11 protein-coding genes and 1 pseudogene are annotated in these 13,067 nt (G+C 41.4%); 2 read left to right on the forward strand and 10 right to left on the reverse strand.

Annotated features, from left to right (window positions below):
• Nucleotides 1–375, forward strand: a 375-nt coding sequence (locus NHH15_RS14845) for an RNA-guided endonuclease InsQ/TnpB family protein (RefSeq protein ID WP_262066647.1), incomplete at its 5' end; no start/stop codon positions are given.
• Nucleotides 376–440: 65 nt separating this feature from the next.
• Here the strand turns inward: NHH15_RS14845 and NHH15_RS14850 are convergent.
• The 4 genes from NHH15_RS14850 to NHH15_RS15825 form a co-directional block, all read right to left on the reverse strand.
• Nucleotides 441–656: a hypothetical protein gene (locus tag NHH15_RS14850; protein ID WP_262067442.1), complete on the reverse strand. Its 216-nt coding sequence runs from the start codon at nt 654–656 to the stop codon at nt 441–443.
• A gap of 53 nt (nt 657–709) precedes the next feature.
• A complete protein-coding gene (locus NHH15_RS14855; protein WP_262067433.1) occupies nt 710–2,392 on the reverse strand; it encodes an Ig-like domain-containing protein in 1,683 nt (560 codons plus the stop codon).
• A gap of 142 nt (nt 2,393–2,534) precedes the next feature.
• Nucleotides 2,535–2,651 carry a transposase gene (locus NHH15_RS15920; RefSeq protein WP_416386589.1) on the reverse strand — a complete coding sequence of 39 codons (117 nt, stop codon included), beginning with the start codon at nt 2,649–2,651 and terminating at the stop codon, nt 2,535–2,537.
• Nucleotides 2,652–3,174: 523 nt separating this feature from the next.
• Entirely contained in the window at nt 3,175–3,435 is a 261-nt protein-coding gene (locus NHH15_RS15825; RefSeq protein WP_429060454.1) for a helix-turn-helix domain-containing protein, read from the reverse strand.
• On the opposite strand from NHH15_RS15825, the pseudogene NHH15_RS14870 reads away from it, so the two are divergent.
• Nucleotides 3,325–4,686, forward strand: a pseudogene (locus NHH15_RS14870) (transposase); the annotation flags it as partial. The gene NHH15_RS15825 and the pseudogene NHH15_RS14870 overlap by 111 nt on opposite strands.
• Before the next feature lie 165 nt (nt 4,687–4,851).
• Here NHH15_RS14870 and NHH15_RS14875 read toward each other — a convergent pair.
• The 6 genes from NHH15_RS14875 to NHH15_RS14900 form a co-directional block, all read right to left on the reverse strand.
• A complete protein-coding gene (locus tag NHH15_RS14875) occupies nt 4,852–7,110 on the reverse strand; it encodes a glycogen/starch/alpha-glucan phosphorylase (protein WP_262067435.1) in 2,259 nt (752 codons plus the stop codon).
• A 27-nt stretch (nt 7,111–7,137) separates the two neighbouring features.
• The gene (locus tag NHH15_RS14880) at nt 7,138–8,166 is read right to left on the reverse strand and encodes a LacI family DNA-binding transcriptional regulator (protein ID WP_262067436.1); all 1,029 of its coding nucleotides are present in this window, start codon (nt 8,164–8,166) and stop codon (nt 7,138–7,140) included.
• A gap of 22 nt (nt 8,167–8,188) precedes the next feature.
• The gene (gene malQ / locus NHH15_RS14885; RefSeq protein ID WP_262067437.1) at nt 8,189–9,667 is read right to left on the reverse strand and encodes a 4-alpha-glucanotransferase; all 1,479 of its coding nucleotides are present in this window, start codon (nt 9,665–9,667) and stop codon (nt 8,189–8,191) included.
• A 12-nt stretch (nt 9,668–9,679) separates the two neighbouring features.
• Nucleotides 9,680–10,516 (reverse strand): carbohydrate ABC transporter permease, encoded by an 837-nt coding sequence (locus tag NHH15_RS14890; RefSeq protein ID WP_262067438.1) that lies wholly within the window; start codon nt 10,514–10,516, stop codon nt 9,680–9,682.
• Complete coding sequence (locus NHH15_RS14895) at nt 10,516–11,358, reverse strand: carbohydrate ABC transporter permease (RefSeq protein ID WP_262067439.1); 843 nt, start codon at nt 11,356–11,358, stop codon at nt 10,516–10,518. The genes NHH15_RS14890 and NHH15_RS14895 overlap by 1 nt, the downstream gene beginning before the upstream one ends.
• Nucleotides 11,359–11,436: 78 nt before the next feature.
• Complete coding sequence (locus tag NHH15_RS14900) at nt 11,437–12,777, reverse strand: ABC transporter substrate-binding protein (RefSeq protein ID WP_262067440.1); 1,341 nt, start codon at nt 12,775–12,777, stop codon at nt 11,437–11,439.
• Between the last annotated feature and the right edge of the window lie 290 nt (nt 12,778–13,067).

A 13,067-nucleotide genomic window follows, 5' to 3' on the forward strand; every position in this document is an offset into this window, starting at 1 on the left:
ACAAAGAATCAAAGAAAAGACTATCAACATAAGTTGAGTCTGGAACTGGCAAGGGAATATGATGTAGTCTGTGTAGAAGACTTAAACATGAAAAGCATGAGTAGGAGCCTCCATCTGGGAAAAGGGGTGATGGATAATGGATTTGGGAACTTCTGTAATCTCTTGGAATATAAACTGAGAGACAGGGGAAAGAAGCTCTTAAAAATCAATCGCTATTATCCTTCCAGTAAAACCTGTAGTAAATGCGGAAAAATAAAGAGGGAACTTTCCTTAGCAGAGAGAAGCTATCGATGTGAATGTGGGAATCAGTTAGACAGAGATGTAAATGCTGCAATCAATATCCGGGAAGAAGGAAAAAGAATGCTAAGTGCATGACTGCACGAAAATAAAAGAACACAAACCGTAGGGCATACGGGGATAGCCTGCAGATACTTATTCCATTAGGAATATTGAACAGGAAGCCCCCACTTCAGAATGATAGCATTCAAGTGGTGGGAGCATGTCACATAATATTCCTGCTGTGACAGCAAATAAATACGATCTACTATATTATAGAGAACATCAATAATCTGCGCTAAAATAGCCGGCAGTGCTAAATGAACTACCAGCTTTGGAACGGGCCATGTGCCTAATTTATAGTATCGAATAAATCCCAATAAGTCAGAGGAACACTCCAACTCATTGGGATCTTATTATTTTTCTTTTGGGCTTATCTCCATACTCCCTTTGCATCTACCCAATATCCATCTGGGGTTCGAGTATTCGTAAGCATCGCTCCACTTGAGCCAAGATAGTACCAGGCGCCGTCATATATCCATTGGTTCTGATGCATTCTGCCTCCCCAATCGAAGAAATACCAGGCGCCACCAATATATCCCCACTTGTTCTCAAGCATAAAACCACTGCTGTTTAAAAAATACCAGTTTCCATTTTCATAATGCCAAGTATTTTCCAGCATTGCTCCACTTGCATTGAAGTAGAACCACCCATGATACGTCCGATCCCAGTCCCATCCCGTCTTCATTGCTCCTGTAGCAGTATCCAAAGAATACCATTTTCCACCATCAACAATCCAGCCTTTCACCTTTTGTCCTTTTTGATAATAGTACCAGCTGTTTTTCTCATAGCTCCATCCCTTTGGAACTACTGTCACCTTGCAAATAGCTGTTTTTCCATTGCTTGTCTTTCCCGTTATTGTTGCCGTACCTGGGTTAATACCCATTACCTTTCCTGCTGAATTTATACTTGCAATTTTTTTATTGCTGCTAGACCAGGTAATCTCTTTGCTAAAAGTTGTATTAGAAGGTACAACAGTTGCCGTCAATGTAAATGTATCGCCCTTGCAGATACTTTTATAGGTTTGATTCAACTTCACTCCACTTATCGGAATTTCGGTTGCTTTCAGCTTAGGAATCACTTCTGTCCGCGTCTTTTTGCACCGATTACACGTATACGTCTTAACACCCTCCGCTTTTTGCGTTGCTGGAGTTGTAATCACTCCTTTATTCCATGTATGTCCCAGCTTTACAATAGTTTCTGTACGCAATTCCTCATTGCACCCTGTACATCGAAAGCTTCTGACACCATCTGTCTCACACGTTGCACTCTTTGTAATCCTTCCACTGTCTTCCGTGTGGGAATGAGGCGGTACATTGCGTTCTATCCAATAGCTTGGTGTACTGGCATTATACCGAACATTTACTTGAAGTCTTTTGATAGGGGGAAAAACACTAAAAAACTCTTCTGTTTCATTCCATCCTACATACAGTAGCCCCTCCTTGGAAATAAAAGAGTCCGTCCCTATTTTCCCGTCCGGGAAATCAATCTGCCAGTCGTCCCAATCCAGCTTGCTTTCAGCTCCTGCCGGATATGCTTTATAAGAAAGCTGAACACTCTTTCCTCTTTCAAGTGTAAGATTGGGTGTATCCTCTTTTCCTTCCACAACAGTTTGGAGAAAAACCTCAACAATATCAACACTACATACCCCTTTTATCTCCGGGTTGGCTTTCAAGGACACCTCAACATTTAAGGTGTATGTATTGGGTGTAAAAACAAATTGTTCCATTGGTATTTTTGATATTCCTTCTCCGTTTGCCGCTTCTCCTTGCAGGGAAAAACCACCCACATTGAAATCCAATGCATCTGCTGAAAGAAATCCTTGGCTTCCATCCGAATACATTGCTTCCACCTGTACGTATAATGGCTCTCCCTCTACCGCTGCGTTTGGTGCTCCCCAGGCATGTTCGGTATTGCTATTGTCATACCACACCTCAAGGGCTACAATCTCCCCTCCGTCTTCCTCCGCTGCTATGGCTGTGACAGGCAATACTCCAACAAGCATAACCAGGGATACTATAAGTGCAATAAGCCTATGTTTTTTCTGATACTTCATCTGTTCATCCCTCCTTCTTAACCCGTCTTTACTTAGTTTATGTATTATATCAATGTTCTATGTTGGATTCAATAATATTAACATCTTTTAACAAACTCAAATATTTTTGCTAGCAAAATCCAAAAATCTTATTTACTTTTGTCTAATGGCTGGGTGTTGGTTTCTGTTTTCTTGCCATAAAACTTGACACACTTTGGCTTGGGGGAATTCTTACTAGCATATGGACATGATCTTTGCAGTACTCTTTTGGTGCAAACACAAAGGTCTAAGCTAATCGGAGTAACGTGATTCGAACATGCGACCCAGACGGTCAGAAAGGAAAACTTGTATCTCCGTATATTAAATGCAATATAATTTTTTTTGAATGAAGCAATTTGACACTTTCAAAGATACTTGATAATATATAAATATAAAAGGTGCTACCAATAGACGGTTGCCCTAGGTTAATTACTTACAAAAAAGTAACCTTTCCTTGGTCGGGGCGGTTACTTTTTTGTATGGTTTATGTATGCAATCAAAACCGTTACAATGATTCCAAGAACCATTAATACGATGGAGAGCATTTCAAAATCACTCATACAATCGCCCTCCTTTCCAAGATTTCCAAGCTAAATAAACTCAACTTAGGATTTCTATGTAATCAGAGGGTTCAGTCCCTCTGTTAGAGGGCAAACCGCCTATTCCGTTATAGTAACACCTCTTTGTATTTTAGCAAAACCACATCTAAATAACAATTCCTTTATTCTTGCATTTCAATAAACAACTATTATATTAGCAGACTTCTATTCTTTAACATAAACCATCAATTCTCCGACTTCACAATCTAAGTAATTGCATAATTTACAAATCAAATTTGCATCTAACCTTTGAAACTCATTCCTGCAATATCTGTTAACATTTGACCTCGGTATCTCTAGTTCTGGATAGGCTACAAAACAGGTCGTCCAAGATGTGATGAACAGAAACTTCTGAAAGTAATACTCTTTGCCTTTATGGAAAACGGCATCTGTTCTTTGCGTAAAATCGAAAGATTCTGTCGCAATGACATCCGTTACATGTATCTTCTTGATGGAATAAAAGCTCCTTCTTTCGCTACATTCGGCAACATAATCCGACACGAACTAACGGATTCCATAGAGCAAATATTTATGGATATAAATGCATATATCTTTGCCAAGGACCAGGTAGACTTGGAGCACACATACATCGATGGCACAAAAATTGAGGCAAATGCCAATCGTTACACCTGGGTATGGAAGAATTCTTGCACTCGGAATCGCCAGAAAGTCTTTGAAAAGATATCACTTCTGGTAGATGCTATGAATCAGGAAGTATTAGGATATTTGGGAATAAAACTCGAAAAGCGCGAGGAATACGCCATTGATTATGTCTCTGAATTGTTAGAGATGTATAAGGAAGGAACGAGACTAGACGAATCGTCCTTCGTTTCCGGATGCGGACATAGAAAGAGTCTTCAGCAAAAACAATATCAGGAATTAGAAGAATACCTAGAACGTTTGAAAACCTATGCACATCATATAGAAATTTGTGGCGAAAAGAGAAATAGCTATTCTAAAACGGATTACGATGCTACTTTTATGTGTTTGAAACGTGATTACATGGGAAATGACCAACTATTGCCAGCGTATAATCTTCAGATAGCCGTTTGCGATGAATACATAGCCGCAGTCGATGTTAAACCTTATGCATCGGATATGGAATGTTTTGTGCCGCTAATGGAAAAGTTTAATCATATTTACGGACATTACCCCAAATATCCAGTCGCTGATGCGGGATATGACTCTTACAACAATTATCTATATTGTGAAGAGCATGGTATGGAAAAGTATATGAAATTTACTATGTATAAAAAGGAGACAACAGATAAAAAATATTGTGATAATCCATACCGTGCAATAAACTTCACGAGAGATGATGCCGGAAATCTCATATGTCCAAATGGTCGTAAATTCGTGTTCAAGCAGACGCAGTCTGTTCGACATAATAAGTACGGGCGAACCGAAGAAGTGTACGAATGTGAATCCTGTGAAGGCTGTCCGTATAAAAATGAATGTTGTCCCAAATCTCGTGGAAACAGAACCATTCGAATGAACCAAGAGTTGACAAGCATTCAGGCAGAGGGTGCATTTGGTATTTTGAAATGGGACAGATCTTATAAAAGATTATTCCGAAGAGGTGAAAAAAACGTAATTCTCGAACTTACACTAATTTCTTGCGGTTTCAATCTTTGTAAATACCATAATAAAAAGCAACGCCAAGCAATAGCTGCATAAAACCCAAGTGTTTTCCACACATGCTTATTAAGTGCACCTTTTTTTCAAATAAAAAGCACTATCTTCGCTAGGAAAAAGATAATTAGAGCAAAGAAACGCCAAAATCGGCATTCACCGATTTTGGCGTTTCTTAGTAGGGAGTTATTTTACATCCCCTTTTTACCGTTATTTCAATTTCCAAATATCTTTGTTGTATTCTGCAATGGTCCGATCAGCCGAGAAGTAGCCGGCTTTAGCGATATTGACCACCATTCTTTTCGCCCATTTCGTACGTTCCTCGTAGGCTGCATACGCCTCATTCTTGGTCTTAATATAATCCTTAAGATCTAGAAGAGTCATAAACCAGTCTTTATTAATCAGCTCTGCATGGAGACGCAGAAGCATCTCGGAATCGCCGATTTCTAAAAGCTTGGGGCTGATAATAAAGTCAATCCAAGTGCGAATATCCGCATCTTTTATGTAGTAATCAACGGCACGATAGCCGGATGTCTCATAGAGGCGAATCACCTCTTCACTACTAGCGCCGAAGATAAAGATGTTATCATCGCCCACCAGCTCGTGAATCTCTACGTTCGCCCCGTCTTCGGTACCGATGGTGAGAGCGCCGTTAAGCATAAATTTCATATTGCCGGTACCACTGGCCTCTTTTGAGGCTAGGGAAATCTGCTCAGAAAGGTCCGCAGCGGGAATCAGTTTTTCCGCTAGCGTAACGTTATAGTTCTCTACCATAACCAGTCTAAAGTAAGGAGCAACCTCTGGATCTGCCGCGATTAATTCCTGTAGACAGAGAAGGAGGTGAATAATGTCTTTTGCTATCGTATATGCCGGTGCCGCTTTCGCACCAAAGATCATCGTAATCGGTGTTGTCGGTTTCTTGCCACCCTTTATCTCAAGGTACTTATAGATAGCAAACAAGGCATTCATCTGCTGCCGCTTGTACTCATGAAGACGTTTGATTTGAATATCGAGAATTCCTGTTTCGTTAATCTGAATATTTTGTTTAGCTAAAAGGTATTCCCGAAGTTCAATTTTCTTTTCCTGCTTAATGGCCAATAAGGACTCTAAGAAATCTTCGTTATCGATATAGGCTAAGAGCTGTTCTAAAGCATTGGCATCTGTCTTAAACTCACTGCCGATGCTACTTTCGATTAACCGTGCTAAGCTTGGATTGGCATGTAAAAGCCACCGTCTAAAGGTGATACCATTCGTCTTATTATTGAATTTTTCCGGATATAGATTGTAGAATTCTTTAAGCTCTGTCTCTTTTAGAATCTCCGTGTGAAGAGCCGCTACACCGTTTACGCTAAAGCCGTAATGGATATCCATATAAGCCATGTGTACGCGGTTATCCTTATCGATAATATGCACCTGAGGGTTGCTATACTTTTCTTCGATTTTGGCTGCTAGTTCCTTGATGATTGGCACAATGATCGGCACCGTCTCTTCAAGGTAAGCCAATGGCCATTTTTCTAGAGCTTCTGCAAGAATCGTGTGATTTGTATAAGCACACGTTTTGCTTACAATCTGGATGGATTCGTCCGGTTCGATGCCTTCTGCTCTAAGTAGCCGAATCAGCTCTGGAATTACCATCGACGGGTGAGTATCATTAATCTGAATCACCACATGTTCGTGGAGTTTGTGAAGATCATAGCCCTTTTTCTTTACTTCTTTCAGGATGTACTGAGCCCCGCAGCTAACCATAAAGTATTGCTGATAAATTCTCAGTAGTTCTCCCGCTTTATCGCTATCATCTGGATAAAGGAACAGCGTTAAGTTACGCTGAATATCCTTTTTATCAAAGGAAATCCCTTCACCTACAATCCCTTCATCAAGAGAGTCTATATCAAATAGGTGAAGCTTGTTCACGCCCTTATTGTAACCGACCACATCAATATCGTAGAGGGTCGACTTTAAAGTAAAGTCTTTATAGCTTACCTGAAAGCTATCCTCTTGGCGTGAAAGCCAAGAAGGAGTAGTAATCCAAGGATTCTTTTCTTCCACCTGCTTATTGTGTTCAAAGACTTGTTTGAAAAGACCAAAATGATAATTAAGGCCGATACCATCACCAGGCAAATCTAAAGTAGCGATGGAATCAAGAAAACAAGCGGCTAATCGCCCCAAACCGCCATTCCCAAGAGACGGCTCGTCTTCTATTTCTTCGATGTCGATGATGTTCTTGCCATTTTCCCTAAGCAAGTCTTTTACCTCATCGTAAATACCTAAGTTAATTAAATTATTGGCTAGAAGCTTGCCGATTAAAAACTCGGCGGAAATGTAATAGAGTTTCTTGTCTCCCGTAATGGCGGGCCCTCTTTCCTCTAGCTCTTTAACCGCCAAGAGCAGGGCTTCAAAGATTTCTTCATTGGAGCTCTCGGCGATGGATTTATTCAAGTTATTCTGTATAAGGTGTTTGATTTCTGTCACTTCCTTACCTCCTGTTGGTGTACATATCTATAGATTGGGGTTGGTCGATGCTCTTTCGATAAGCTCACCGGCAAAAATTATACCAGGGACGCTTTCTTTACTCTTAATCATGCGGAACAAAGCTTGCATCGAAGATGTGGCTAGCTCCTTAATCGGTTGGCGAATAGTCGTAATTGAGGGTTCGTAGTAAAAGGTCTCGTCAATGCCATCAAAGCCAGCTACGGCGTAATCTTCCGGGATTTTCTTCCCAGCTTCAAAGATGGCTTTACACGCACCGATTGCTAATAAATCAGAGATAGCAAAAACCGCAGTAAAATCCAGCTTTTCCTTTAGGGCTTCCTGCATAACGACGTAACCATTGCGCATAGAATACGTTACCACGTTCTTTGCCATATAGCGAATCAGCTTTTCGTCTAAGTCTATATGATTATCCTTAAGCGCTGCTTGATACCCCTCAAGACGTCTCCGTCCAATACTTTCGTCGTGTTCCATCGGCCCAAGTAAGACGATGCGCTTGTGACCCTGACGAATTAGGTACTCGGTCATCTTATAGCTTTCTTTATAATCGTCTACTGCATAAGAGGAACAGACGCATTCTTCGTTATTACCAAAGTCACTGGTGGTACAGGTTACAAAGGGGACGGTAAGCTGACTTAGACTTTCCTTCGTGTGGTACTCATATCCACCTAGGAAAACAATGCCACGAAGACGTTTTTCTTTCGTAAGAGCCACCGCAATATCCACCTCATTGGCATGCTCATCTACGTGTTGGAGAAAAAAAGTATATTTCTTGGTGCGAATTTCCTTTTCTATTTCTGTCACCAATTTATTAAAGAACTGGTTCGAGATTCCCTTTACCAGTACCGCAATCGTCTTATTATCCGAACGCTTCAAATTTCTGGCACTATTATTCGGCACATAATTAAGCTCTTCAATCGCCTGCATGATTTCTGCTTTCGTCTGCGGATTGATGTCCGGATGATTATTAATCGCTCGTGATACGGTACTTACAGCCACGTTACAGCGTCTTGCTACATCTTTGATTGTCACTTCCATCTACTTACCCCCTCTTCAGGATTTAGCGGTCATAAAGATTAACCAAATCCCTAATCCTTCTTAACATTTTCTTCTTAATCATACTTCGCTTATAGCGCCAAATCCAGTTCCCACCCACAATTCCTGGTTGATTAATTCGCGCTCTGGCATCTAAGTTTAAATAATCCTGAAGAGGAATCACACAGAGATTAGCGGTACTGCTCATGGCCAAGCGAATAAATTCTCTCGCTGCGTGGCGGTCGCTGAGAAAATGCCTGCCTAAATAATGGGTAGCGAATTTTCTTTCATCGGGCTTAATCTCCTGATACCACCCTCTCGTCGTGGTGTTATCGTGAGTACCGGTATAGACCACACAGTTTCGCGGATACGTATGGGGCAGATAATTGGATTTTTCCCGAGGGTCAAAAGCGAACTGTAAAACCTTCATGCCTGGATATCCTGTTTCTTTTAGGAGCATTCTGACCGAATCTGTCAAAAAGCCTAGGTCCTCAGCAATAATCTCGATATCCCCTAAGGTTTCTTCGAGGGCTTTAAAAAGAGCCATGCCTGGACCATCTTCCCATTGGCCATTTTCAGCCGTGGTATCCTCAATCGGAACTACATAGTATTGATCAAAACCGCGGAAATGATCGATGCGAATCACGTCATAGAGACGTCTCTGATATTCCATCCGCTTACACCACCAGGCAAATCCCGTGCTCGCGTGCTTCTCCCAGCGATAAATCGGGTTACCCCAAAGCTGTCCCGTAGGTGAGAAGCCGTCTGGGGGAACGCCGGATTGTTTTGTTGGCCTAACGTCACTATCAAATTCAAATAACTCTGGGTTTGCCCAAGCATCGGCAGAATCCATAGCGACGTAAATCGGAATGTCACCGATGATTTTAATTCCCAAGTCATTCACGTACTTCTTTAATTTCGTCCACTGCTTAAAGAATAAATACTGGACGTATTTGTAAAATTCTATCTCTGTCTTTAAGCGACTGCGATACTCCTCTAAAGCCTTCTCTTTTCGCAAACGGATATCGTCGTCCCAGGTCAGCCAGCTCCGGTCATCAAAGCTCTTCTTAACGGCCGTGTAAAGGGCGTAATCATCAAGCCAGATTTTTTCCTTTTCGCAAAAGTCCATAAACTCGGCATTGCTTTTAACATTGCTGTGCTCGTAGGCTTTCCCTAATACTTGCCACCGGGCGTGATAGATTTTTTCATAGTCAATTGCTTCTTCGTCTTGCCCAAAGTCCAGACTGTCCACGTAAGCCTTGTCAAGAACGCCTTCTTTTATCAAGACCTCTAAATCGATAAAGTAAGGGTTCCCAGCAAAGGTAGAAAAGGATTGATAGGGTGAATCTCCATAACCAGTAGGCCCCAGTGGCAAAATCTGCCAATACTTCTGACCGGCCTCTTTTAGCTGGTCGGCAAACTCATAGGCCTCCTTCGAGAAGCAACCGATACCGTATGCCGAAGGCAAACAGCTAATCGGTAATAATATTCCACTTCCTCGCATTCGCGATTCCTCCTAACCTTTCACGGCGCCCGCAGCTACTCCGCGAATAATATATTTTTGACAACTTAAGTAGAAAATAACGATCGGAATAATAGCAATTACTAGCATCGCCATCATATGCCCCATATCAACACCGCCATAACCATCTCTTAGATACTGGATAGCAATCGGAATCGTCTTGATTTCACTGGGTAGAATGAGCTTCGGTAGTAAGTAGTCATTCCAAATCCACATCGCATTTAAAATCGCTACGGTAATCGCGGTTGGTCGCAATAGTGGAAAGACAATTTTAAAATACGTCTGCCAAGGGTTACAACCATCGATGTAGGCCGCTTCCTCAATCTCTAAAGGAATCGCCTTTACAAATCCCGCAAAGATAAAGATGGAAAGCCCGGCACCGTATCCCAGATAGATAAAGATAATTCCTACCGGGTTATCTAGGTAAAGCATGTTTGCCATCTTCGACATACTAAACATTACCATCTGGAAAGGTACGATCATGGCGAAGACGAATAGATAGTATAAAATCGAAGTAATCTTTCCTTTTACCCGGGTGATATACCAAGCGGTCATGGACGTACAAAGTACGATTAGACCTACGGAGAAGACAGTAATAAATAAACTCCAGCCAAAGGCACCGATCAGTCCCGTCTTGGCAATTCCCTTTATATAGTTATCAAGTCCTACAAAAGATCCTTTTCGCGGTAGGGCGAAAGGCTCTGAACTGATAAATAACGTTCCTTTAAATGAATTATAAACAATAATGATAATCGGCACTAAAAATAATAACGCAATGGCACCAATAATGATAGTAAGAAATAAATTATCTCGCTTTTCTTTTGCTTTCATCAGTTCTCCACCTCCTTACTTCTTGTGGCTCGAAGCTGAATTAGGGCAACGACTCCCAACAATAGGAAGAAGACCACCGCTTTTGCTTGACCCACGCCCTCCCAGCCTGGCCGACCGTAGAACGTGTTGTAGATATCAAGTGCCAGCATCTGCGTCTTCCGACCAGGAGCACCCGCCGTTAATGCTAAGTTCTGGTCAAATAGCTTGAAGGAATTGGTTAGAGTCAAAAATAGACAGATGGTAAAAGATGGCATCATCATCGGCATCACAATCTTCCGAATCGCCTGAAATCTCGTTGCGCCATCAATCTCTGCAGCCTCCAATAAATCCGGCGAAATATTCTGAATTCCGGTTATATAGATAATCATCATGTATCCAATCATCTGCCAACTCATGAGGATGACTAAGCCCCAAAAACCGTATTTGGGATCACTGACAATGGTCATTCCTTTAGAGAGCAGAACGCCATCGATAATCATCTTCCAAATGTAACCAAGAACAATTCCCCCGATCAAGTTCGGCATAAAGAATACTGAGCGGTATAAATTCGTCCCTTTAATCCCCTTTGTCAAACCAAGAGCTAGGATAAACGCAAAGACGTTTACTGAGATTACCGCTAATACCGTAAAGGCTCCCGTAAACTTAAGGGCCTGAATGAAGTCACCGTGTTGTAGCATTCGGCTATAGTTCTTAAGGCCGACGAATTCCGCATCGATAATCGTCGTGAAATCACAAAAGGATAGGTAGATACCGACGATAAACGGTAACAAAAAGGCAAATGTAAAAGCGATAAGGGTGGGTAAAACAAATACGGGAAAATACTTTTTTAATGCTTTATGCATATGTACACCTCATTTCTGTGTCGGATAAAAAAGCTGCTTGAGGGATGCAAGTGCTCCCCTCAAGTAGCTAATACGTATCTAGTCTACGATAGCTTCTTTTTCAGAGGCCCAGCTTGCTGTCATGTCAGACACTACGTCATCCCATTCCTTATTTCCCTGTGCATACTCAAGTAAAGAAGCACCAAAGTCATCTTTAAAGGTCTGGCTTGGGAAGGTGGTGAATACCCAGTTCACTACAGTCTTAGAATCATCCTGAAGAGCTGCTGCAATTTGTTGTGCCAAAGGATCTTCTGGCTGTTCGCTACTATCGAAGGTACTAAATGGCATAATAAAGCCCATGTCTTCGATCATGAATTTTTTACCCTTTTCAGAGGTTACTAACCAGTTCATAAAGTCAAGGGTTGCTTGCTTGTCTGCATCACTAGCCTTCTCGTTTACACAGAAGTAGTTCTCAGTTCCTAGACATAGTCCTTGGTCTTTATCATCATCAGTACCTGTGTAAAGTGGCATAAACTTAACGTCCTCTGCCTTTACTACGTAACCGTCAGTCTCTGTTACCTGGCCCCAACCCCAGTTACCGTTTTGTACCATGGCACTCTTACCTAAGGCGAATTCTGCCATTGAGTCGTTTACTGTCTTCGAACCAACAAGTCCAGGTTCAACGGTTGAGTTATTTAGGTATAAATCGAAAAGGTTTTTGTACTCTTTGTTGTAAGAGAATTCGATCTTATCCATATCGTTTGTGTCGTTATCTTTGTACTCATAGAAAATCGGCACATTTGCTAAATGAGTCTGCCATCTCCAGTCTTCTCCAGGTGAGAAGGAGGTAGATGAGAATACGCCATCAATACCAAGCTCTTCTTTGTGTTTGGTCATGTCTTCAGCAACGGCTTTAAGCGTATCAAAATCTTGGATTTCATCGGCTGAACCGATAGAAACGGCTTTATCTGCTAAAGCGAAATACTGTTGCATAATGGCATCGTTGTAGATAATTCCAAATCCCTCTACTACGTAAGGAATTCCGTAGACACCATCACCATCTGTTACAGCAAGGCTTGGGTCGGACAAATTCTTGTAAAAATCGGTATCCTTTAAATCCATACAGTAAGCTGACCAGGTTTTATAACCGATTGGTCCATTGATCTGGAATAAAGTTGGTGGCTCTTTCTTCGCGATTTCTGACTTAAGTGTGGTCTCGTACTGTCCAGAAGCGGCGGTACTAACTTTCACCTTGACACCAGTCTCATCTTCATACTCTTTCGCAATGGTTTCCCATTGTTTTGATACTTCTGGCTTAAAGTTCAGATAATACACTGAGCCTTTATCGTCGCCTTCTTCTTTCTTGCTCCCGCATCCGGCAAATAATCCTACTGCCATTAAAGATACCAGAGATAATGCGATTACTTTCTTAAACTTCATCGTAACTCCTCCTTATAAAATGAAACCTATGGTTTTGGAAACGGTATCGGTAACGTTTCCGGTTCATGCTATAACCATACCATCTTTACCTAGAAGATTCAAGACCGTTTGGCTTTTATTTGTTCTTTTTGTGCACCTTTCACATTTTTATTCATGCCTTTTAAGGAGAAGTTCACAAAAAAAAGAGGCTCTATACTAAATGTTGGGGTGGATGATTTATAAAATCATCTGCGCCAGCATTTTCTTTATAAAAAATGCACTTATAACACAAAACTGCTAAAATGTTGTTG

This window comes from Aequitasia blattaphilus (assembly GCF_024721305.1).
GTDB classification, from domain to species: domain Bacteria; phylum Bacillota; class Clostridia; order Lachnospirales; family Lachnospiraceae; genus Aequitasia; species Aequitasia blattaphila.